Annotated in this window: 20 protein-coding genes; 3 read left to right on the forward strand and 17 right to left on the reverse strand. The window is 69.8% G+C overall.

The window, feature by feature from the left end; all coding sequences use genetic code 11:
- The first annotated feature begins 65 nt into the window (after window positions 1-65).
- Both OGL92_RS16720 and OGL92_RS16725 read left to right on the forward strand, forming a co-directional pair.
- Window positions 66-401, forward strand: a complete 336-nt coding sequence (locus tag OGL92_RS16720; RefSeq protein WP_263145595.1) for a tRNA-binding protein — start codon at window positions 66-68, stop codon at window positions 399-401.
- A complete protein-coding gene (locus OGL92_RS16725; protein WP_263145598.1) occupies window positions 398-1,276 on the forward strand; it encodes a DMT family transporter in 879 nt (292 codons plus the stop codon). Before OGL92_RS16720 ends, OGL92_RS16725 begins: the two co-directional genes overlap by 4 nt.
- Before the next feature lie 3 nt (window positions 1,277-1,279).
- Here OGL92_RS16725 and OGL92_RS16730 read toward each other — a convergent pair whose 3' ends face one another.
- The 17 genes from OGL92_RS16730 to OGL92_RS16810 all read right to left on the reverse strand — a co-directional run bounded on the left by OGL92_RS16730 (window position 1,280) and on the right by OGL92_RS16810 (window position 19,126).
- Complete coding sequence (locus OGL92_RS16730; RefSeq protein ID WP_263145601.1) at window positions 1,280-1,795, reverse strand: hypothetical protein; 516 nt, start codon at window positions 1,793-1,795, stop codon at window positions 1,280-1,282.
- Window positions 1,796-1,933: 138 nt separating this feature from the next.
- Window positions 1,934-2,899 (reverse strand): D-glycerate dehydrogenase, encoded by a 966-nt coding sequence (locus tag OGL92_RS16735; RefSeq protein ID WP_263145602.1) that lies wholly within the window; start codon window positions 2,897-2,899, stop codon window positions 1,934-1,936.
- A gap of 619 nt (window positions 2,900-3,518) precedes the next feature.
- Window positions 3,519-5,096 carry an aldehyde dehydrogenase (NADP(+)) gene (locus OGL92_RS16740; RefSeq protein WP_263145604.1) on the reverse strand — a complete coding sequence of 526 codons (1,578 nt, stop codon included), beginning with the start codon at window positions 5,094-5,096 and terminating at the stop codon, window positions 3,519-3,521.
- A gap of 330 nt (window positions 5,097-5,426) precedes the next feature.
- The gene (locus OGL92_RS16745) at window positions 5,427-6,344 is read right to left on the reverse strand and encodes a dihydrodipicolinate synthase family protein (protein ID WP_263145606.1); all 918 of its coding nucleotides are present in this window, start codon (window positions 6,342-6,344) and stop codon (window positions 5,427-5,429) included.
- A 186-nt stretch (window positions 6,345-6,530) separates the two neighbouring features.
- Entirely contained in the window at window positions 6,531-7,568 is a 1,038-nt protein-coding gene (locus tag OGL92_RS16750) for a proline racemase family protein (protein ID WP_263145608.1), read from the reverse strand.
- A gap of 290 nt (window positions 7,569-7,858) precedes the next feature.
- The gene (locus tag OGL92_RS16755) at window positions 7,859-8,581 is read right to left on the reverse strand and encodes an amino acid ABC transporter ATP-binding protein (protein ID WP_263145609.1); all 723 of its coding nucleotides are present in this window, start codon (window positions 8,579-8,581) and stop codon (window positions 7,859-7,861) included.
- Complete coding sequence (locus OGL92_RS16760; protein WP_263145614.1) at window positions 8,574-9,224, reverse strand: amino acid ABC transporter permease; 651 nt, start codon at window positions 9,222-9,224, stop codon at window positions 8,574-8,576. The genes OGL92_RS16755 and OGL92_RS16760 overlap by 8 nt, the downstream gene beginning before the upstream one ends.
- 10 nt (window positions 9,225-9,234) lie before the next feature.
- A complete protein-coding gene (locus OGL92_RS16765) occupies window positions 9,235-9,900 on the reverse strand; it encodes an amino acid ABC transporter permease (protein WP_263145617.1) in 666 nt (221 codons plus the stop codon).
- Window positions 9,893-11,665, reverse strand: a complete 1,773-nt coding sequence (locus OGL92_RS16770) for an aconitase family protein (protein ID WP_263145620.1) — start codon at window positions 11,663-11,665, stop codon at window positions 9,893-9,895. The genes OGL92_RS16765 and OGL92_RS16770 overlap by 8 nt, the downstream gene beginning before the upstream one ends.
- 61 nt (window positions 11,666-11,726) lie before the next feature.
- On the reverse strand, window positions 11,727-12,539 hold the full coding sequence (locus OGL92_RS16775; protein WP_263145623.1) for a transporter substrate-binding domain-containing protein: 813 nt from the start codon (window positions 12,537-12,539) through the stop codon (window positions 11,727-11,729).
- 271 nt (window positions 12,540-12,810) lie between these two features.
- Window positions 12,811-13,572, reverse strand: coding sequence for an AraC family transcriptional regulator (locus OGL92_RS16780; RefSeq protein WP_263145625.1), 762 nt, complete (start codon window positions 13,570-13,572; stop codon window positions 12,811-12,813).
- Window positions 13,573-13,675: 103 nt separating this feature from the next.
- Window positions 13,676-14,923: an FAD/NAD(P)-binding oxidoreductase gene (locus OGL92_RS16785; RefSeq protein WP_263145628.1), complete on the reverse strand. Its 1,248-nt coding sequence runs from the start codon at window positions 14,921-14,923 to the stop codon at window positions 13,676-13,678.
- On the reverse strand, window positions 14,920-15,156 hold the full coding sequence (locus OGL92_RS16790; RefSeq protein ID WP_263145630.1) for a (2Fe-2S)-binding protein: 237 nt from the start codon (window positions 15,154-15,156) through the stop codon (window positions 14,920-14,922). Before OGL92_RS16790 ends, OGL92_RS16785 begins: the two co-directional genes overlap by 4 nt.
- Window positions 15,153-16,298, reverse strand: coding sequence for an FAD-binding oxidoreductase (locus tag OGL92_RS16795; RefSeq protein ID WP_263145633.1), 1,146 nt, complete (start codon window positions 16,296-16,298; stop codon window positions 15,153-15,155). The genes OGL92_RS16790 and OGL92_RS16795 overlap by 4 nt, the downstream gene beginning before the upstream one ends.
- Window positions 16,295-17,236, reverse strand: coding sequence for a 4-hydroxyproline epimerase (locus OGL92_RS16800; RefSeq protein WP_263145636.1), 942 nt, complete (start codon window positions 17,234-17,236; stop codon window positions 16,295-16,297). The genes OGL92_RS16795 and OGL92_RS16800 overlap by 4 nt, the downstream gene beginning before the upstream one ends.
- A gap of 169 nt (window positions 17,237-17,405) precedes the next feature.
- A complete protein-coding gene (locus OGL92_RS16805) occupies window positions 17,406-18,086 on the reverse strand; it encodes a GntR family transcriptional regulator (RefSeq protein ID WP_263145639.1) in 681 nt (226 codons plus the stop codon).
- Between the two features lie 89 nt (window positions 18,087-18,175).
- Entirely contained in the window at window positions 18,176-19,126 is a 951-nt protein-coding gene (locus OGL92_RS16810) for a LysR family transcriptional regulator (RefSeq protein ID WP_263145669.1), read from the reverse strand.
- Window positions 19,127-19,367: 241 nt separating this feature from the next.
- On the opposite strand from OGL92_RS16810, the gene OGL92_RS16815 reads away from it, so the two are divergent.
- Entirely contained in the window at window positions 19,368-20,783 is a 1,416-nt protein-coding gene (locus OGL92_RS16815) for an acetyl-CoA carboxylase biotin carboxylase subunit (RefSeq protein ID WP_263145671.1), read from the forward strand.
- Window positions 20,784-20,796: the final 13 nt, after the last annotated feature.

Genomic DNA, 20,796 nt, shown 5'->3' on the forward strand with positions numbered 1-20,796 from the left:
GACTGGCCACGTCCGCCGCGCGACGCTGTCGCACGGCCTCGTTTGATCGACCTCCGAGGATCGCAATGTCCACCCTCAGTTGGCAGGATTTCGAACGCGTCGAACTGCGCGTCGGCACCCTACTCTCCGCCCGCCCCAACGAAAAAGCCCAAAAGCCCGCGTACATCCTCGAGGTGGACCTCGGCCCCTTGGGGATCAAGACCTCCAGCGCGCAGCTCACCGCCCATTACCGCGCCGAGGAACTGCCCGGTCGCCAGGTGCTGTGCGTCTGCAACCTCGAGCCGAAGCGCGTCGCCGGGGTTCGCTCGGAAGTGTTGGTCACCGGCGTCTACGATGCCGAGGACAAGGTGGTGCTGGCCGGTTTCGACAAGCCGTTGCCCAATGGCGCGCGCCTGGCATGACGCCCCGTCGCGCGTTGCTCGGGCTGCACCTGGGCGCCCTGGCCTTCGGGCTCAGCGGGGTGTTCGGCAAACTGGCGCTGGCGGCGCCGCTGGCGATTGTCTTCGGCCGCGCGCTGTTCGCCGTGCTCAGCCTCATTCCCTTCAGCCGCCGACGCGCCGGGGAGCGGCCGCTGGACCGCCGGCGCCTGGTCATGCTGGCCGGCGCCGGGCTGCTGCTGGGGGCGCACTGGCTGACCTTCTTCCACGCGGTGAAGGTTTCCGGGGTCGCTATCGCCACCCTGGGCTTCGCCAGTTTTCCGGCCTTCACCGTGCTGCTCGAGGGGCTGCTGTTCCGCGAGCGCATCCGCCCCCTGGAATGGTCGTTGGTGGGCTTGGTGACCCTCGGCCTGGTCCTGGTCACGCCGAGCTTCGACCTGGCCAGCGACGCGACCGGCGGCCTGCTCTGGGCGGTGGCCTCCGGGCTGTTGTTCGCCCTGCTGACCCTGGCCAACCGTGCCACGGTCAGGGGCCTCAACCCGATGCAGGCGGCGCTGTGCCAGAACCTGGCGATCGTGCTCTGCCTGCTGCCCTTCGCCTGGAACGCGATCCCCGGGGTCCGCCCCATGGACTGGGTGTGGATCGCGGCGCTGGGCGTGTTCTGCACCGGCGTCGCCCACAGCCTGTTCGTCTCCGCGTTGCACGTGCTCAACGCGCGCAACGCGGCATTGGTGTTCGCCCTGGAGCCGGTCTACGGGATCGCCTTCGCCTGGTGGCTGTTCGGCGAGCAACCGACCCCGCGGATGTTCGCCGGCGGCGCCTTGATCATCGCCGCCATCGTCCTCTCCAGCCGGGTGAAACAGGTTCCGCCGCCGCTGCGAACGGCGGAAACCGCCTGAGCCTCAGTTGATGCTGTAGCCGCGTCCGGACAAGCAGGCGCCCAAGGCGCGCCGGTAGACGTCGGCCATGGCGTAGGGCGGCGCGGCCTGGGCGCTGGCCGGGTCGAAGCCGCTCTGGCCGACTGCCCAACTGTGGCATTCGTAGCGATCACGGGCCTGCTGGTCGGCGCTCTGGCCGCGGGCCGGGTAGGCGATCACCTCGTAGTTGCCGACCGCCACCGTCTGCACCGCCGGCGGCGGGGTCACCACCACGTACTCCTTGCGCGGCGCGTTCCACAGGTAGTAGGTCCCGGCGGCGAGAAAGTACAGGGTGCTGCCGATCCAGATTTCCCGGGCCGCGTCCGGCAAGCCATGACCGCGGCGCGGCCCGAAGGAAGGCCCGCCACCGCCATGCCCGAAACCGGGCCCACCGAAGCCGGGACCGCCCGGTCCCGGGCCACCGGGCCCAGCGAGCACGGGGGCGGCGAGCATCAGCGAGAGCAGGCCGGCGAGGCCTGTACGCAACAGGGGGGAAGACATCTGACACCTCCTCGGGAAACGCAAGCGGACCTTGCGCCCGGCCATTATCCCTCGTGCGTGGCGGCCCGGTTGTCAGCCCTGGGTAAGGCCTTGGTAAAGGCCTTGATACATGGCGCGCGACAGCCGCCGCACCACCGCTCAGAGGGCGACCGGATACGCCGGCTCGCGGCCCTCGAGGACGGCGATCAGGTTGTCCGCCGCGGTGCGCGCCATCAGCGCGCGCGCCTCATGGGTCGCCGAGCCGATATGCGGCAGGGCCACCAAATTGGGCAGTTCCAGCAACGGCGAATCGGCCGGCAGGGGTTCCCGCTCGAACACGTCGAGCCCGGCGGCGCGGAAGCGGCCGGCCCTCAGCGCGTCGACCAGGGCCGCCTCGTCCACCACCGCCCCACGGGAAATGTTGAGGAACACCGCGTCCTTGCGCAGCAGGCCGAACTCCCGCGCGCCGATCAAATGGCGGGTCTCCGCGGTCAGGGGTACGCAGACGCAGACGAAGTCGGCCTCCCCCAGCAATTCGTCCAAGGGCAGGCGGCGGGCGCCGAACGCCTGCTCGTACTGGGGTTTGTCGCGGTGGCCGCTGTAGAGGATCGACATGCCGAAGCCGAAGTGCGCACGCCGGGCCAGGGCCGCGCCGATACGCCCCAGCCCGACGATGCCCAGGCGCTTGCCGTGTACGTCGACGCCGAAATGCGCCTCGCCGATGCCGGCCTTCCACTGCCCCTGCCGAACCAGCGTGGCCAGTTCCAGGGCACGCCGGGCGGCCATCATCAGCAGCAGGAAGCCGGTGTCGGCGGTGGTCTCGGTGACCGCATCCGGGGTGTGGGTGAGGCGGATGCCGCGTTCCTTCAGGTACTCCAGGTCGTAGTTGTCGTAGCCGGCGGAGATGGACGAGATCACCCGGAGTTTCCTGGCGTGCCGCAGCACCTCGCGATCCAGCCGGGCGCCCGCGCCGATCAGCCCGTCGGCCTCGGCCAGCGCGGCGACGAACCCCTCGCGGTCCGCCCCCAGGGGATCGAGGAACACGCTCACGGCGTAGCGCTCGCGCAAGTCGGCCATCACCTCGTCGGACGAGGCCCGGCTGAATACCACCAGATTCTGCTTCATGCCTGTTTCCTCTTGCGGAAGACCAACGGACCCCGACGTAGCCGCCGACGGTGAGCTGGAAGATCGGATGGTCCGGCATCCGCCCTGGTCCGGGTGAGGGGGAAATGTCCGGGTACCGCCGCATCGAGTCAAGCGGCGCGGGCTTTGCCCAGTGACGCGGGCGCCAGTGGGAAGCAGGTTCGGGCTCGCGGTCGAGGGGGATCTCACGTGAGCCACTGAAGCCGCCGCGATCCGGGGTGGACGCCTTTTCGCGGCTGAAGCCGCTCCCACGCAAGGGGGTGGAGGGTTAGAGGGCTGGCAAGAGCGCGCGAGCTGATGGCTGGATATTTGAATGCCTGCGATGACGACGGCGCTGAGGGGATGTAGGCGTGGGAGCAGCTTCAGCCGCGAAGACTCCCCACGACCAAGCACCACCGAGACAAGCCTTTGCCACGCCGCCCCCTTCATCCCTCCAACCTTGAGACACCATCCCAAGCCCCTCGCCCGACTCCAACGCGTCCAGCCCAATCACGCGCCGATACACACCGACCTGACCCCAGCTATCCGCCTTCAATCCCCCCACCGCCCCACAAAAAAGCCGACCCTCGGGTCGGCTTGTTCGTCCACTCACGCCACTCGCCTACAGCCCCTCGCGGCTGGCGCGGCCGTCCACCAGCCGCTCGATACCCAGCGGGTTGGCGTCCTTCAGGGCGTCCGGCAGCAGGGCGTCGGGGTAGTTCTGGTAGCACACCGGGCGCAGGAAGCGCTCGATGGCCAGGGTGCCGACCGAGGTGCCGCGGGCATCCGAGGTGGCCGGGTAGGGGCCGCCGTGGACCATGGCGTCGCAGACTTCCACGCCGGTCGGGTAGCCGTTGAGCAGCAGGCGCCCGGCCTTCTGCTCCAGCAGCGGCAGCAGCGCGCCGAAGGCCTGCAGATCGCCCGGTTCGGCGATCAGGGTGGCGGTGAGCTGGCCGCGCAGGCCGTGCAGGGCCCGCACCAGTTCGGCCTCGTCGGCCACTTCGACGACCACCGTGGTCGGGCCGAAGACTTCTTCCTGCAGCAGTTCGTCGCCGTCCAGCAGAAGACGGGCGTCGGCCTGGAACAGTTGCGGCCGGGCCTGGTGGCCTTCCTGCCGGGCACCGGCCAGGTGGCGGACGCCGGGGTGGGCGTGAAGGGCGTCCAGGCCGTGGCAGTAGTTCTTCAAGCCGCCGGCGTTGAGCAGGGTCTGCGCCGGTTGTTCGCCCATCGACGCGGCGAAGCGTTCGAGGAACGCGGAAAAGGCCGGCGAGCGGATGCCGATGACCATCCCCGGGTTGGTGCAGAACTGGCCGGCGCCGAGCACCACCGAGGCGGTGAGGTCGCGAGCGATGGCCTCGCCGCGGGTCTCGAGGGCCTCGGGCAGCAGGATCATCGGGTTGATGCTGCTCATCTCGGCGAACACCGGGATCGGCTGCGGCCGCGCCGCCGCCATGTCGCACAGGGCGCGACCGCCGCGCAGCGAGCCGGTGAAACCGACCGCCTGGATCGCCGGGTGCTTGACCAGGGCCTCGCCCACCCCGCCGCCGTAGATCATGTTGAACACCCCGGCGGGCATGCCGGTTTTCCCGGCGGCGCGCAGGATGGCGTCGGCCACGCACTCGGCGGTGGCCATGTGGCCGCCGTGGGCCTTGAACACCACCGGGCAGCCGGCGGCCAGGGCCGCGGCGGTGTCGCCGCCGGCGGTGGAAAACGCCAGGGGGAAGTTGGAGGCGCCGAACACCGCCACCGGGCCGAGGCCGATGCGGTACTGGCGCAGGTCCGGGCGCGGCAGGGGCTGGCGCTCGGGCAGCGCGCGGTCGATGCGCGCGCCGTAGAAGTCGCCGCGACGCAGTACCTGGGCGAACAGGCGCATCTGCCCGCTGGTGCGGCCGCGCTCGCCCTGGATGCGCCCGGCGGGCAGCGCGGTTTCCCGGCCGACCAGGGCGACGAAGTCATCGCCCAGGGCGTCCAGCTCGGCGGCGATGGCGTCGAGGAACTCGGCGCGGCGCGCGGCCGACAGGCTGCGATAGGCCGGGTAGGCGGCGGCCGCCGCGTTCGCCGCGGCGTCCACTTCGGCCGGGCTGGCCTGGTGGAAGGCGTAGGGCAGGGTTTCGCCGGTGCTGGCATCGAGGCTGTGGACGAGTACCTCGCCCGCGGCGCTGCGCGCGCCGCCGATGTAGTTGTGGCCGAGTAGCTGCATGGGGTTCTCCTGAGAAGGTGGCGAAACCGGGTCCGGTCCCGAGGGGCGAGGTGGAGCACGCCGCGTCGAAGGCCGGGCGGCCGGAAAACAGGCGCCCGGCCTCGTGAGCCGGGCGGGCCGCCGCGACAGGGCGGCGACGGGAAGCGGGGCGAGCCCCGCGGACGGATGCGCCGCCACGCCGGTGGGGCGCGACGGCGGCGGGCGAGGCCTGTGCGCTTCTGGCGGACAGACGCCCGCTGTGCGGGTGTGGCCGAAGGATCGGCTCCGGCCCGGGTGAAGCCGGGCCCGAGCGCGTGCGTCGTCCGGGCCGGTAACGCCGTGGCGCCTCGCTCAGAGCCCCACGTCCGGCAGGCTCGGGCGGTTGGCCAGGGCCTTGACCATGATCGCCTCGACGTGGGCGCGGTCCTCGCCGCGCAGCGCCAGGCGCGGCGGGCGGGTCAGGGCGCCACCGCGGCCGGCGAGTTCCTCGCAGAGCTTGATGCACTGCACCAGGTCGGCGCGGGCGTCGAGGTGGAGGATCGGCATCAGCCATTCGTAGATCGGCATGGCTTCGGCGAAACGCCCGGCCTTGCACAGGCGGAAGATGGTCTCGCCTTCCTTGGGGAACACGTTGGACATGCCCGACACCCAGCCCTCGGCGCCGACGGCCAGGCTTTCCAGGACCACGTCGTCGAGGCCGGCGAAGAGGATGAAGCGGTCGCCGACTTCGTTGCGCACGTCGATGAAGCGGCGGGTGTCGCCGGAGGAATCCTTGAAGCAGACCACGTTGTCGCAGTCGGCCAGGGAGATGAGGATGTCCGGGGTGACGTCGTTCTTGTAGATCGGCGGGTTGTTGTAAACCATCAGCGGCACGTCGGCGTGCTTCGCCACGTAGCGGTAGTGCTCGGCGGTCTCGTAGGGCTTGGAGCCGTAGACCAGCGCCGGCATCAGCATCACGCCGTCGACCCCGGCCTGCTTCACCGCGTTGGCCACCTTGGCCGCCTGCACGCTGGTGAATTCGGCGACGCCGCAGATCACCGGCACGCGGCCCTTGGAGGCGTCGACGGCGACTTCGGTGACGGCGATCTTCTCCTCGGCGCTCAGCGAGGTGTTCTCGCCGACCGAGCCGCAGACCACCAGGCCCGACACGCCATCGCGGATGACGTTGGAGATGACCGCGTGGGTGGCTTCCAGGTTGATCGAGAAGTCCGCATTGAATTGGGTGGTGACGGCGGGGAAAACGCCGCTCCAACTGACGCTTCTGCTCATGGGTGCCTCCGGGGCTGAATAATGTATTTCGTATACGATAAGTGAAAGGCAACGGATTGCCAGGTTTTTCTTCGGGTTCCGGACTGTCGGTGCCGGCCTTGCCTACCGCTTTCGCGCGGCCGCGGCGGCCGTATCCCCTCCCAAAGTGGGCCCGGGACCATGCCGGCGGCGCGCGCTGGACGGCGATCAGATCTTCAGGTCAACCGGCCAGGTGTCGGACAGCCGATAACCGGTGGGCCAGGGATCGCTCGGGTCCAGCAGGTGTTGGTGGGTGCCGGTGATCCAGGCACGCCCCGACAGGCAGGGGTAGATCGCCGCGCGGCCGGCGACTTCGGTGGTCGAGTCGATCCGGCAGTGGAACTCCGAACCGATGATCGAACGGCCGATGAAGCGCTCGCCGACCTTCAGTTGGCCCTTGGCGTGGAGCACCGCCATGCGCGCCGAACAGCCGGTGCCGCAGGGCGAGCGGTCGATCTTGCCGGGGCGGATGACCACCGCGTTGGTGCCCGTGGCGACGCCGTTCTCGTAGCTCACCGGAGCGGCGATCTGGCAGAAGGAAATGTGGCTCCAATCCGGGTTCAGCGGATGGGTGAAGCCGAGCTGCTGGTTGGCCGCCTGGGTGATCTTCAGGCCCAGCGCCACCAAGTCGGCGGCTTCGTCGGCGACCAGGGAGAAGCCCAGGCGCTGCGCGTCGACGATGACGAAGCTGTCGCCGCCGTAGGCGGTGTCCACCGGGATCGAGCCGATGCCGTCCACCTCGATCCAGGCGTCCAGCTTGTCGGCGAAGGACGGCACGTTCTTCACCTCGACCCGCTCGGCCTTGCCGTCGCGGCACTCGGCGATCACTTCCACCAGGCCGCCGGGGGCTTCCAGGGTCAGCCGGGTCTGCGGCTCGGTCATCGGCAGGATGCCGCTGTCGAGCAGCACGGTGGCCACGCACAGCGAGTTGGAACCGGACATCGGCGGCACGTCGGCCGGCTCCATGATGATCCAGGCCATCTGCGCCTTGGGGTTCTTCGCCGGGACCAGCAGGTTGACGTGGCGGAACACCCCGCCGCGCGGCTCGTTGAGCACGAAGTTGCGCAGCACGTCGTCGTTGGCGATCCAGCGCGACTGTTCCCAGAGGGTCTCGCCCGGTGGCGGCGCGACGCCGCCGACGATCACGTCGCCGACCTCGCCTTCGGCATGGCAACTGACCACATGAATCACTTTCGATGAACGCATGACGCGAAGCCCTCTTGTCGAGCAGGTTGTGGTGGAAGGAACCACCCGGTCCGTGGGCGCGAATTCATTCGGCGGAGGCCGTGACGGGCCGATCCCTTTGCGTGGGGTGGGAGGTCTTTTCGCGAATGAATTCGCTCCCACGGGTTTGCTCCGCACGGGTCGAGACGCCACAGGCTGGCACGCCTCTCCGTCGCAACGCCCCGGGTCGGAACTCACCAGGCTGGGGCCCGACAGGCTGGAGCCCAGCAGGCCCGGCCGCCAGATTTCCGAGTCTCACGGGTCCCAGGTCTCTAATTGATCGAGCGCAGGAAATCCGCCGTCTCCGGGCGCTGCGGGTTGCCGATCACCTGGTCCGGCGTGCCGATCTCGTGCACCAGCCCGTTGCGGAAGAACGCCACGCGGTCGGACACGTCGCGGGCGAAGCGGATCTCGTGGGTCACCAGGACCATGGTCATGCCTTCCTCGGCGAGCAGGCGCATGGTGTCGAGCACCTCGCCCACCAGTTGCGGGTCGAGGGCCGAGGTGGCTTCGTCGAACAGCATGTAGTCCGGCGCCATGGCCAGGGCGCGGGCGATCGCCATGCGCTGCTGCTGGCCGCCGGAGAGCTTGCCGGGGAACACCTTGAGCTTGTCGCCGAGGCCGACGTGGGTCAGTTGCTTCACCGCCAGCGCCTCGGCCTCTTCCTTGCTGCGGCCGAGCACCTTGCGCGGCGCCAGCATCACGTTTTCCAGCACGGTCAGGTGCGGGAAGGCGTTCCACTGCTGGAACACGATGCCGATCTTCTGCCGCAGCTTGTTGATGTCGGTGCCCGGCGCGTGGACCTCGGTGCCGTCGACGCGGATGCTGCCGCGCTTGATCGACTCCAGGCCGTTGATGCACATCAGCAGGGTCGATTTGCCGGAGCCGGAGCCGCCGATGATCGACAGCACTTCGCCCTTGTTCACCGTCAGGCTGACGCCCTTGATCACGTCGAGCTCGCCGAAGGATTTGTGTACGTTGTCGATCTCAATCATTTTCCTGCCACCTCGTTTCCAGCCGGGCGCCCAGGTGGGCGACCACCAGGCTCATGACGTAGTAGATGAGTCCCGCGATGCACAGCACCAGCAAGGGTTCCTGGATGCGCGTGACGATGGTCTGCGAGGCGCGCAGCAGCTCGACGATGCCGATCCACATCACCAGCGCCGTGTCCTTCATCACCGACAGCACCAGGTTCAGCCAGCCGGGGAAGGCCACCCGGGTGGCCATCGGCAGGACGATGTAGCGCAGGTCCTGCAGGTAGGTGAGCCCCAGCGAGCGGCTGGCCCGGCGCAGCGTCGGCGGCACCGCGAGCACGCCGCTGCGGACGATCTCGGTGCAGAAGGCGGCGGCGTAGATGCCCAGCACCAGGCAGGCGACGCTGAAGGCGCTGACGTTCAGCCCGGCGATGCTCTTGACCGAGTTGAACAGCACGAACTGGATCAGCAGCGGCACGCTGCGGAACACGTCGAGCAGCCAGGCCAGCGGCAGCGTCGTCCGCGGCAGCAGCGCCCGCAGCAGGCCGAAGAACACGCCGGCGACGGTGCCGATGGCGATCGACGCGAGGGTCAGGAGGATCGTGACCCAGGCGCCTTGCAGGAGGAACGACAGGTCGTTCCAGGTGAAGCCGGTGGAAACCATGGTCATCCCCTCAATAGCGGAACAGGCGCCAGGCGAGCAGCCGGGCCACCGCCACGATCGCCTTGGCGATCAGGTAATAGAGCGCCGCGGCCAGGGCGAAGAACTCGAAGGTGCGGAAGGTCTTCACGTTGTAGTCCTGGGTGACCCCGGTGAGGTCGTCGTTGAGCCCGACGATCACCCCCAGGGAGGTCATCAGCACCGCCCAGACCATCTGATTGGTCAGCGGGTAGAAGACGATGCGCAGCAACTGCGGCACCACGATCAGGCGATAGGCCTGGGGCGCGCTCATGCCCAGGGAACGGGCGGCGCGCAACTGGGTGTCCGGCACCGCCTTGAGCCCGCCGCGGAAGTTCTCCGCCAGGTAGCCGGCGTTGTTGAAGGTGATCCCGGCGAGCAGGGCGAGCCAGGAGCTGACGTGCAGGCCGAAGGAGCCCAGGCCGAAATACAGGATGTAGATCTGGAACAGCGACGGGGTATTGCGCGCGATGGAGATCCAGGTGGCGGCGAAGCCGCGCAGCGCCGGGTGCTTGGCCTGTCGCATGAGCGTCAGCAGCAGGGCGATGAGCACCCCGAAGATCATCGACAGGGCGGCGGTCTCGAAGGTCACCCAGGCGCCGGCCAGCATGTCCGGCAGCGCCTTGAAGGCCGCCCGCCAGTGGAAACTGTATTCAAACATGGACGGGGATCTCCCTGGCTTCGCCGGCCTGCAGCCAGGCGGGCAGGCGGCCGTTGACGTGACCGGTGCAGGCGGCCTCGACGCACGCGGCGAGGCTGCCGAAATGCACCGAGCGGCCGACCAGGCCCGGCGCGTAGTGGGCGTACTTGCCCGAGTTGGTCATCAGGGTGCGCGCCTGCGGCGGGATCACCGGCTCGCCGAGCATGCACCAGCAGGTGTCGGTGACGAATTGCGCGCCGAAGGCTTCCAGGGCCGCCACGTGGCCGGCCTCGCGGGCCCGTTCGTGGATCGCCCGGCCGCAGGTGATCACCAGGGCCACCGCCTCATGCTTGCGGCGGCCGGCGCAGAGCGCGGCCAGCCGGGCGCATTCGTCGAAGGAGAAATGCGGGTTGCCCAGCGACACCAGGTCCACCCGCGCGTCGTCGGCGCTGTCCAGCTCCCGCCAGCTCTCCAGCAGATCCGCCAGGGCGATGCGCAGGGTCTTCGCCGGCGCCTGGCCGCCGAGGGCCTGGTCGCGGGTGGCGGCCTCCGGGGTCACCCCGGCGATATGGAACATCGGCGCGGCCGAGGTCGTGGCGAAGGCCGCGCCGAAGGCTTTCAGGTCGTCCGAGTCCGGCCGCGCCCGTTCCAGGCCGCAGATCACCGGGATCTCGCTGCCGCAGAGCAGGCCGACGTGGTAGCCGAGCAACGGGTAGAAGGCGTCGTCCAGCCCATCCAGGGGCGGCAGCTCGAGGCACAGGCTGGCGTGACGCTGTTCCGCCAGGTGGCAGCCGACGAGCGGCGCGCGGCCGGTGAGGGCGATGCAGATGTCCAGGTAGTCCGGGTACTTCAGGGTGCGCGCGCCGAGCACGCTGTTGGCGTAGACCACCGCGTTGGATTCGGCCCAGACGATCTGCTCGCCGAGTCGTGGCGCGCTGTCCAGCAGGTAGGGCGCGCAGGTGAAGCTGACCCGCGCGCCCATGTCCAGGTAGGCATCGCCGAGCGCCGCGGCCGGTTCGCCGAAGGCGGCGTCGATGCCCTGTTCGCGCCAGCGGCGCTTGTCCACCGAGATCGAGTTGAGGGTGGTCGGCACCCGCACCTTCGCGCCCCATTCCACCAGTTGCCGGGCGAAACGCAGGCAGGCCGGGCCGGTGTAGATGCAGCCGTCGATGTGCGCCTGGGTGATGTCCAGCAGTTCCCGGGCGCCCTGCAGTTCGGCCATCCGCAGGACGATGCCCATGGCCACCTGGGCGGCCTTGCCGTGGGCGCCGACGAGCATTTCGCGATCCCGCGCGCTGAGGCTCAGGCTCGGGCTCCAGGGTGCCACGCGCGGCGTGGCGGGCGCGGTTTCCCGGGGCGCGGGCGGCGTGGCGAAGCCCTCGACCCGCGACCCCTCGACCCGCACGTGGCGCGCCCCGCGCAAGGCGGCGAAGCCCTGGGGCCCGAGGGCCAATACCGGGATCGAGCGGCCGAACATCTGCTCGGCGATCAGCACGCCGAGGGTGAGGATGTCGTCCACCTGCTCCAGCACCAGCGCCGCCGGCGCATGGCCGTTGAGGATCAGCTCCAGCATCACGCTGCTGCCGGTGCAGGAACCGCGGCCGCTGGGGATCGCCAGCACGCGGTCGGTGACGGTGGCGCCGCTGAGCGGGTGATGGCGGTCGATGACTTCGCCGCTGAAGGGGTCGATGCCGCCCCAGAAACTCAGGCCGACCTCGGCATGAAGCAGCTCGCCTTGGGCCGATCCGGCCACCAGGCTGCGACCGCTGAGCGAAATCTCGGGCATCGTGGGCTCTCGCGCTGTGAAGGAGGGCCCGGCGCCTCGGGTGCGCCGGGCAAGGCCGGGATCAGTAGTAAACGCCCGGCACGGTCAGGTCGACCGGCTTGCCGCCGACCCATTTCTCGTAGAGCTCGGCATAGCGGCCCGAGCGCACCTGCTGGTTGACGAACAGGTTGAGGTAGTTGAGCAGGCCGTACTCGTTGCGCTTGGCGGCCAGGGACACGTAGTCGATCACGTAGGGCGCGTCGCCGGCGATCTTCAGGCCCTTGTACTTGCCGGACTTGAGGGTCGCGGCGGCGACGGTGTTGGTCACCACGGTGGCGTCGATGTGGCCTTGGGTGACCGCCAGGATGGTGTCGTTCTGGGTCTGGTAGGCGCGGAAGCTGCCGCTGCCCCAGCTCTTCACGTCCTTCTCCAACGCGATCGCCTCATAGGTGCCGCTGGTATTGCCGACCGGCTTGCCCTTGAGGTCCTTGTAGCCGGTGATGCCGGTGTCCTCGCGGGTCAGCACCTGCATCTGGAAGGCGAAGTAGGGCACGGTCAGGCCGACGGTCTTGGCCCGCTCCAGGGTGTCCGAGGTGGAGGCGACGATCACGTCGGCGCGGCCCGAGACGAGGGCCGGAATGCGGTCGGGGAAGGGCGTTTCCACCACCTCCGCGTCGACCCCGAGGATCTTCGCCAGGTCGTTGCAATAGTCGACGTCGAAGCCGGCCGGGGCGTTCTTCTCGTCGCGGAAGCCCATCGGCGGGAAGTCCAGGGTGACCGCGCAGCGCAGCTTCCCGGATTCGATGATGTCGTCGAGCTTGTCCGCCTGGGCGAGACCGGCGAGGGAGGAACTCAGAACAGCGCCTAGGACCACGGCAAGGGTTTTCTTTTTCATGGAGACCTCGAAGGCTGAAGAAGCGAGCATCAATCGTTATTTCGTATACGTTATTCGTTATGCAACGGGTGTGCCGCTCCCTGGATGTCTGGCCTCGGTTTCCCGCAGCGGGCTTCTGGATCTGGAAAAGGGCTTTCGAATCAGCGTGTTGTGCGGACCTAGAAGAATCCGTCGGCAGAGCCGCGGGTGAGCCTGAGCGCGCCGGCCCTGCGCAAGGGGAGGCGATTGCTACAAAAGGGAGCACGCGCGTTACGCCGGTGCAGGCGGCGGCTCAGGGGCGTTGGCGGGTCTGGCGGTATTGGCTCGGCGAAAAACCGGTCAGCGCCTTGAACTGGCGACTGAAGGCGCTGTGGTCGGTGTAGCCGCAGCGCAGCGCGATCTCGGTGATCGGCAGGGATTCGTCGGCGAGCAATTGCGAGGCGGCGCCGAGGCGCGCCTTGTGGATCATCTGCCGGGGGGTGAGCTGGAAGATCCGCTTGCAGTGGCGCTCCAGCTGCGCCACCGACAGGCCGGCGATGGCGGTCAGCTCGGCCAGGCTGATGGCACGGGCGTAGTGGCTGCGGATGTGTGCGTCCACCGCCGCCAGTTGGCTATATGCCGGGTGGCTGGACTGGGCACCCGGCAGGTCGTGGGAAATCCCCGCCATGCCGATGACCCTCCCCTCGCCGTCGCGCAGCGGCTGCTTGTGGGTCAGGCACCAACCCGCCTGCCGGCCCGGATACAGGTGCAGCTCGAGCTGGTCGCTGAGCTGCGCGCCTTCGAGCACCCGTCGGTCCTGCTCGGTGTACAGCGGGCCGAAGCGCGACGGAAACACCTCTTCCGCGGTGCGCCCGAGCAAGGCCGCGGGCGACTTCACCCCGCAGCGCTGCGCCAGGGTGCGGTTGACCATCACGTAGCGCGCCTGCGGGTCCTTGACGAAGAACACCACGCCGGGCATGGCATCCAGCAACGGCGCGACCTGCCCCAGCCGCGCCACCAGTTCGGCGAGGTCTTCGGGGAGGGACGCGAAAAGCCTGTCCGGGGCGATCACCATCGCAAACTTGCTACCGAGCGGCCGGGGGAGAGGCGCTGAGTGTCGCAAGCCGTTCGTCGATGCACCAGCCTTCGACGTCTCGCGTTTCCAGCCCATGGCGGGTTCAGTCGCTCTCTTCCAGGCACAGCAGCGTATCGATGCGGGTCGGCGACAGCGGCGGGCGGGGCTGCGGGGGTTGCCAGCCGAACAGGAACTGCGCCGCCGCGCCGCACACGCGGCCCTGGCAGGCGCCCATGCCGCAGCGGCTGTTCAGCTTGGCGTCGGTCCAGCCGTCGCGCCCGGCGAGGGCGCCGTAGGGCACGTCCTCGCAGCGACACACCAGGGTATCCGGCGTGGCCAGGGTCTTCAGCCGGGGATCGAGGACGAAGTCCCGCGCCAGGCGTTCGGCGAAGGCCTGCCAGCGCCGGCGGCGCGGGAACAGGCGACGCGCTTGCCCCTCTTCGCCGACGGCGGCATGGCCGGCGATGGCGCCCTCGACGAGGGCTTTCTCGCTGCCGCCGAAACCGGTGCATTCGCCGGCGGCGAAGTGGTCGGCGAGGCCCGTGGCCTGCCAGCGGTCCACCGCCACCGCGTCTTCCCGGATCGCGCAACCCAGGGCCTGGGCCAATTGGATGTTGGGGATCAGGCCGAACCCACAGGCCAGGCGCTCGCAAGCGAGCTCGACGACCCGCCCGTTCTGCCACAGCCGCACGCCCTCCAGGCGCTCGTCGCCGAGGGCGGCCAGCACGTGGCTGGAGGCGCGGTAGCGGCCGTCGAAGAGTCGCCCGGCTTGCCACACCTTGCCCGGCCAGCGCGGCAAGTGGGCGGCGAAGCGGGCCAGGGCGGCGAGGGGCGCCTGTTCGGCGATGCGCAGCAGGTGCGCCCCGGCGGCCTTGGCGCTGGCCGCGCTGGCCAGCAGCAGCGGCCCGCTGCCGGCGATCACCAGGCGCTCGCCGGCCACCGGCAGGCCGCCCTTGATCAGCGCCTGCAGGCCGCCGGCGCCGGTGACGCCGGGCAGTGTCCAGCCGGGGAAGGGCAGCAGCCGTTCCCGCGCGCCGGTGCAGAGGATCAGTTTGTCGTAGCGGACCCGCCAGCCGCGTTCGGCATCTTCCAGCAGCAGGCGCTTGCCGCCGGGCGCGGCGACCACCCGGGTACCGGTCAGCAGTTGAACTGGTGAGTTTTCCACGGCGGCCCGCAGGCGCCGTGCCGCGGCCGGCAAGTGCGCCTGCGGGCCGTCGCGCCAGATCTGCCCGCCGGGCGCGGGGTTGTCGTCGAGCACGGCGATGCGCGCGCCGCTCGGCGCGGCCGCCAGGGCCGCGGCCAGGCCGGCGGGGCCGGCGCCGACGATCAGCAAGTCGTAGCGTTCGCTCATGGCCGGGTCTCCACGCGCATCCCGGTGCGGCACAGGGTCTGGCAGGCCAGGCGGCGCTGGCCGTCGATGTCCACCCGGCATTCCTGGCAGACGCCCATGCCGCAGAAGGGCGCGCGCCGCCGGCCGTCGACCGAGGTCCGGGCGCTGCCGTCTCCGCCCAGGCAGAGCGCGGCGGCGACGGTGGTGCCGGGGGCCACGCGCAGGGGCTGGCCGTCGAGGAGCAGGTCGATCATGGGCGGGCCTCGCAGGTGGGAACGGCGGTTGCCGCCAGCGTGAAGCGCTGCGGCCGGTAGGGCGCCGGGTCGAGTGGCGCGGTTTCGCCGAACAGCTGCGCCGCCAGCAGCCGCGCGCTGGCTGGCGCGGTGGTGACGCCGAGGCCTTCGTGGCCGACCGCCAGCCACAGGCCGGGCTGTTCGGGATGCGCGCCGAGCAGCGGCAGGCCGTCCGGGCTGGCGGCGCGGAAGCCGGTCCAGCTGCGGATGGCGTTCATCCCGGCGAGCCCCGGCAGGTAATCCAGGGCGCGGCGCAGCATGCGCGCCAGGACCGGGCCTTCGACCCGCGGGTCGAGGGTGTCGAACTGCCGCGAGGAGCCGAGGAAAATCTGCCCGGTGGGGCGGGGCTGGGCGTTGAACGCCACCGAGGTGCCTTCGCTGGCATGGGCGCTGGTGACGTAGCCGAGCTCCACCAGTTGGTGCTGGATGCGCGCCGGATAGCGGTCGGTGATCAGCAGGTGGCCCTTCTTCGGCCGCAGCGGCAGGCCGGGGCAGAGCTCGGCGGCATGGATGCCGTTGGCCAGGATCACCGCGTCGGCCTTGAGCCAGCGGCCGTCGTCCAGGCACAGGTGGTTACCGCAGAGCTGGGTGACCCGGGCCTGGCGCCGGACGATCCGCGCGCCGCCCTGTTCGAGCAGCCCGCGCGCGGCGTTGGGTGCGTAGAGGATGCCATCGCCGCCGACCCGTAAGGCCCCGACCAGGCCCTCGCGCAGGGCCGGTTCGGCGGCGCGCAGGGCGGCCGCGCCGAGCAGCTCGCAGGCGATGCCGTGGCCGGCGAGGGTCGCCTGCTTGGCCTCCGCGGCGGCCAGCTCCTCGGCGTCGGCGGCGAGCCAGAGGGTGCCGCAGGCGCGGTAGGCGCTGCCGGCATCGAGGCTCGGCGCCAGTTGCCGCCAGAGCTCCAGGGACCAGCCGCTCAGCGCCAGTTCCGCCGGGTTGTCGTCCATCGCCACCAGGTGGCCCATGCCGACCGCGGTGGCGCCGCCACGGCGGTCGTCGAGGACCAGCACGTCGAGGCCGCGCCGGGCCAGCTCGTGGGCGCAGGCGCTGCCGACGATGCCGGCGCCGATGACGATGACGTCGGCCCGCGCCTGCTGGCTGCTCACGGGCGGATGCCCCAGGCGAAGGGATCGTCCTCGTCCACCAGCAGCGTGGCTTCCGCGCTGAGGTGGGCCTGCCCGCGGATGGTCGGCACGATGGCGCCGCCGGGCTGGGCCTGCCACTGGTAGTGGCCCTCGAAGCGGCTGCCGATCACGCTGGCCTGGCGCCAGGTCTCGCCTGGCCGCAGCTTTCCGTCGGCGGCCAGGCAGGCCAGCTTGGCGCTGGTGCCGGTGCCGCAGGGCGAGCGGTCGTAGGCCTTGCCGGGGCAGAGCACGAAGTTGCGGCTGTCGGCTTCCGCGTCGTCGGCGAACAGCTCGATGTGATCCACCTCGCCGCCGTCCTCGCCGCGGATGCCCGCGGCTTCCAGCGCCTGGCGCACCGCCCAGGTGTAGGCGGTGAGGGCGTCCAGGTTGTCGCCGGCGATGCGCTGGCCGTGCTCGGCGATCAGGAAGAACCAGTTGCCGCCCCAGGCGATGTCGCCGCTGACGCTGCCGTGGCCCGGCACCTCGACCCGCACGGCATGCCGGTAGCGGTAGGCCGGCACGTTGCGCACGCTCACCGAACGGTCGTCGTGGAGGGTCGCCTCGACGGTGCCCACCGGTGTCTCGATGCGGTGCACGCCAGGCTGAATGCGCCCGAGGTGGGCCAGGGACACCACCAGGCCGATGGTGCCGTGGCCGCACATGCCGAGGTAGCCGCTGTTGTTGAAGAAGATCACCCCCGCGCAGGCGCTCGGGTCCACCGGTTCGCAGAGCAGGGCGCCGACCAGCACGTCGCTGCCGCGCGGTTCGAGGACGGTGGCGGCGCGCCAGTCGTCGAAGCGCTCGGCGAGCAGTCGGCGGCGCTCGGCCATGTCGCCCCGGCCCAGGTCGGGAAAGCCCTCGATGACCAGGCGGGTCGGTTCGCCGCCGGTGTGCGAGTCGATGACACGGATACGTTTCATGGGAGGCGCCTGCGCGGGAAGGGATGCAGGCAAGGGTGGCGTTTCGCGGGGGGCCCGGCTTGATGCGTTTCGCCCGGCCGCGAGACGAAATCGGCACAGCCCGCGCCGCGCGCCCGGGGCATGCGGGTGCGCGGCCCGGGCGATCCGCTTGGGTAGGGGAACCCCGGGCTCAGTACGCCGGCAAGCGGTTCGGCAGGTGCTCGTAGAGCGTGCGGCAGACGCCGCTGATGTGTTCCTCGATCAGCGCGGCGGCGCGCTCGGCGTCGCCCTCGCGGCAGGCGGCGAGAATCTCGCGGTGTTCGTGGTCGGCGCGCGCCTTGCCCTCGGACAGGCTCATCTGCATGCGCAGGTAGCGCTCCAGCTTGTCGTGGATCGAGCGGATCAGACCGAGCAGGAAGGGGCGCTGGGCCGGCTCGTAGAGGCAGGTGTGCAGTTCCCAGTTCAGCTCGGCCCAGCGGCCCACGTCGTCCTCGCCGATGAACTCCTCGCAGATGCGCTCGGCGCGGGCGAAGGTGGCCTCGGTCATGTTGGGCACCGCCAGGCGGATCGCCTGGACCTCGAGCAGCACCCGCACCTCGAACATCTGCGCCAGCTCCGGCTCGGAAATCCGCGTGACCACCGCGCCCTTGTTGCGCTGGAACACCACCAGCCCCTCCGCCTCCAGGCGCTTCAGCGCCTCGCGCACGGGGATCTTGCTGACGTTGAACGACTTGGCGATATCGTCCTGACGGATCGGTTCGTCCTCGCCGAACTGGCCGGCGACGATGGCCTCGCGCAGGTGCTTGGCGATGATCTCCGAGGCGGAGGGCGCGATGCCGAGGTTGGGGGCGTTGAAGCGGGGCAAGGACACGAGGGCGGTCTCGGCAGGGAAAGTGGATATCATATACGAAGGGCGCTCCGGCACCATGGCGACCTCCGCTCGGCGGCCCGACGGTGGCCTCAGGGCGTTGCGAGGGCGATCGGTGTCCTGCTGCCCTCGAAGCGCTGGGCGATTTCGCTGATCCGGTGGCGATCCTCGCGGATGAAGGCGAAGAACGCCTCGGCCACCGGCGTCAGGCGCTTGCCCCGGGGATGCACCACGCACCAGCTGCGGAACAGCGGCAACTCCTCCACCGCCAGCTCCACCAGGCTGCCGTCGGCCAGTTCGCCACGGACCGCGTGGCGCGGCAGCAGCGCCAGGCCGAGCCCCGCCACCACGGCTTCGCGCTGGGCTTCCGAGGACGAATATTCCTGGGCCTGGGGAAAGTGCGCGCGCTTCTGCTGGAAATATTCCTCGCAGGCCTTGCGCGTCCCGGAGCCGGCTTCGCGCACCAGCAGCGGGTAGGCGCCGAGGTCGCGCAGCGACAGGCGGGCGGCCCGTGCCAGCGGATGCTCGGGCGGCGCGACCGCGACGATGGGGTAGTTGAGGAAGGGCAGGAATTCCAGCGCCATGTCCGGCGGCACCAGCGACATGATCACCAGGTCGTCGCGGTTGTCGCCGAGGCGTTTGACGATCTGCGCGCGGTTGACCACCGTCAGGTGCAGGCTGACCTCCGGGTGCTGCTGCTTGAAGGCGGCGAACAGGTGCGGCGTGAGGTACTTGGCGCTGGACTCCACCGCCAGGCGCAACTGCCCCTGCAGCGAGCCCTTGAGGTCGGAGAGCTGCATGTCCAGGCTTTGCAGGCGCTCGAAGATGTCCTCGCTGGCGCGCACCAGGGCGTCGGCCGCCTCGGTGCGGTAGAGCTTCTTGCCGACGTACTCGAACAACGGCTGTCCCACCAGTTCCTCCAACTGGCGAATCTGCAAGCTGACCGCCGGCTGGGTCAGGGCCATGTCCTCGGCGGCGCGGCTGTAGGACTGCTGGTCGTACACCGCGCGGAACACCTGCAACTGGCGCAGGGTCAGGCGCATCAGGGATTTACGCATCGAAAACTCCGCTACGGCGGCGCACGGGGAAGGCGATTCTAGCCCGGTTCGGCTGCCTTGTGCTTTCAGGTATTAGTCATTCCTAATACCTACTCCAATAATTATTGATTTTCGTTAATCCACTTACTGCGCGTAGGGTTGAATGCACGACGGTGACCTGCATCCGCTGTCGTTCGCCGGGCGACGCGAGCGCCGTCCGACCGTTCAACAGTTCGAGGACGAACGCGTGATCAAGAAAATCCTGATCGCCAACCGGGGCGAGATCGCCGTGCGCATCGTGCGCGCTTGCGCGGAAATGGGCATCCGCTCGGTGGCGGTCTACTCCGAGGCCGACCGCCATGCCCTGCACGTCAAGCGCGCCGACGAGGCCCACGAGATCGGCGCCGACCCCCTGGCCGGCTACCTGAACCCGCGCAAGCTGGTGAACCTGGCGGTGGAGACCGGCTGCGACGCGCTGCACCCGGGCTATGGCTTCCTCTCGGAGAACGCCGAGCTGGCGGATATCTGCAGCCAGCGCGGGATCAAGTTCATCGGCCCCTCGGCCGAGGTCATCCGCCGCATGGGCGACAAGACCGAGGCGCGCCGCAGCATGATCAAGGCCGGCGTGCCGGTCACCCTGGGCACCGAGGGCAACGTCGCCGACCTGGACGAAGCGTTGCGCGAAGCCGAGCGGATCGGCTACCCGGTGATGCTCAAGGCCACCTCCGGCGGCGGCGGTCGCGGCATCCGCCGCTGCAACAGCCGCGAGGAGCTGGAACAGGCCTACCCGCGGGTGATCTCCGAGGCGACCAAGGCGTTCGGCTCGGCCGAAGTGTTTCTCGAGAAGTGCATCGTCGAGCCCAAGCACATCGAGGCGCAGATCCTCGCCGACAGCCACGGCAACACCGTGCACCTGTTCGAGCGGGACTGCTCGATCCAGCGGCGCAACCAGAAGCTCATCGAGATCGCCCCGAGCCCGCAGCTCACCCCCGAGCAGCGCGCCTACATCGGCGACCTCGCGGTGCGCGCGGCCAAGGCGGTGGGCTACGAGAACGCCGGCACCGTGGAGTTCCTGCTCGCCGAGGGCGAGGTGTACTTCATGGAGATGAACACCCGGGTCCAGGTGGAACACACCATCACCGAGGAAATCACCGGCATCGACATCGTCCGCGAGCAGATTCGCATCGCCAGCGGCCTGGAACTCTCGGTGAAGCAGGAAGACATCCAGTACCGCGGCTACGCCCTGCAATTCCGCATCAACGCCGAGGACCCGAAGAACAACTTCCTGCCCTCGTTCGGCAAGATCACCCGCTATTACGCCCCCGGCGGCCCCGGCGTGCGCACCGACACGGCGATCTACACCGGCTACACCATCCCGCCCTACTACGACTCCATGTGCCTGAAGCTGATCGTCTGGGCGCTGACCTGGGAAGAAGCGATGGACCGCGGCCTGCGCGCCCTCGACGACATGCGCGTGCAGGGGGTGAAGACCACCGCGGCCTATTACCAGGAAATCCTGCGCAACCCCGAGTTCCGCAGCGGCCGGTTCAACACCAGCTTCGTCGAGGCCCACCCCGAACTGACCCAGTACTCGATCAAGCGCAACCCGTCGCACCTGGCCATCGCCATCGCCACCGCCATCGCCGCCTACGCGGGCATCTGACCATAACGCTCCG

The organism is Pseudomonas sp. RIT-PI-AD, assembly GCF_025642785.1.
Taxonomy (GTDB): domain Bacteria; phylum Pseudomonadota; class Gammaproteobacteria; order Pseudomonadales; family Pseudomonadaceae; genus Pseudomonas_T.

Bases quoted from the DNA above. Each gene is read 5' to 3' on its own strand.
- OGL92_RS16800 (WP_263145636.1), bottom strand. From the start codon at position 17,236: ATGAAACGTATCCGTGTCATCGACTCGCACACCGGCGGCGAACCGACC.
- OGL92_RS16780 (WP_263145625.1), bottom strand. From the start codon at position 13,572: ATGGTGATCGCCCCGGACAGGCTTTTCGCGTCCCTCCCCGAAGACCTC.
- OGL92_RS16750 (WP_263145608.1), bottom strand. From the start codon at position 7,568: ATGCGTTCATCGAAAGTGATTCATGTGGTCAGTTGCCATGCCGAAGGC.
- OGL92_RS16735 (WP_263145602.1), bottom strand. From the start codon at position 2,899: ATGAAGCAGAATCTGGTGGTATTCAGCCGGGCCTCGTCCGACGAGGTG.
- OGL92_RS16810 (WP_263145669.1), bottom strand. From the start codon at position 19,126: ATGCGCCTGACCCTGCGCCAGTTGCAGGTGTTCCGCGCGGTGTACGAC.
- OGL92_RS16785 (WP_263145628.1), bottom strand. From the start codon at position 14,923: ATGAGCGAACGCTACGACTTGCTGATCGTCGGCGCCGGCCCCGCCGGC.
- OGL92_RS16760 (WP_263145614.1), bottom strand. From the start codon at position 9,224: ATGGTTTCCACCGGCTTCACCTGGAACGACCTGTCGTTCCTCCTGCAA.
- OGL92_RS16720 (WP_263145595.1), top strand. From the start codon at position 66: ATGTCCACCCTCAGTTGGCAGGATTTCGAACGCGTCGAACTGCGCGTC.
- OGL92_RS16765 (WP_263145617.1), bottom strand. From the start codon at position 9,900: ATGTTTGAATACAGTTTCCACTGGCGGGCGGCCTTCAAGGCGCTGCCG.
- OGL92_RS16775 (WP_263145623.1), bottom strand. From the start codon at position 12,539: ATGAAAAAGAAAACCCTTGCCGTGGTCCTAGGCGCTGTTCTGAGTTCC.
- OGL92_RS16755 (WP_263145609.1), bottom strand. From the start codon at position 8,581: ATGATTGAGATCGACAACGTACACAAATCCTTCGGCGAGCTCGACGTG.
- OGL92_RS16745 (WP_263145606.1), bottom strand. From the start codon at position 6,344: ATGAGCAGAAGCGTCAGTTGGAGCGGCGTTTTCCCCGCCGTCACCACC.
- OGL92_RS16725 (WP_263145598.1), top strand. From the start codon at position 398: ATGACGCCCCGTCGCGCGTTGCTCGGGCTGCACCTGGGCGCCCTGGCC.
- OGL92_RS16730 (WP_263145601.1), bottom strand. From the start codon at position 1,795: ATGTCTTCCCCCCTGTTGCGTACAGGCCTCGCCGGCCTGCTCTCGCTG.
- OGL92_RS16790 (WP_263145630.1), bottom strand. From the start codon at position 15,156: ATGATCGACCTGCTCCTCGACGGCCAGCCCCTGCGCGTGGCCCCCGGC.
- OGL92_RS16770 (WP_263145620.1), bottom strand. From the start codon at position 11,665: ATGCCCGAGATTTCGCTCAGCGGTCGCAGCCTGGTGGCCGGATCGGCC.
- OGL92_RS16740 (WP_263145604.1), bottom strand. From the start codon at position 5,096: ATGCAGCTACTCGGCCACAACTACATCGGCGGCGCGCGCAGCGCCGCG.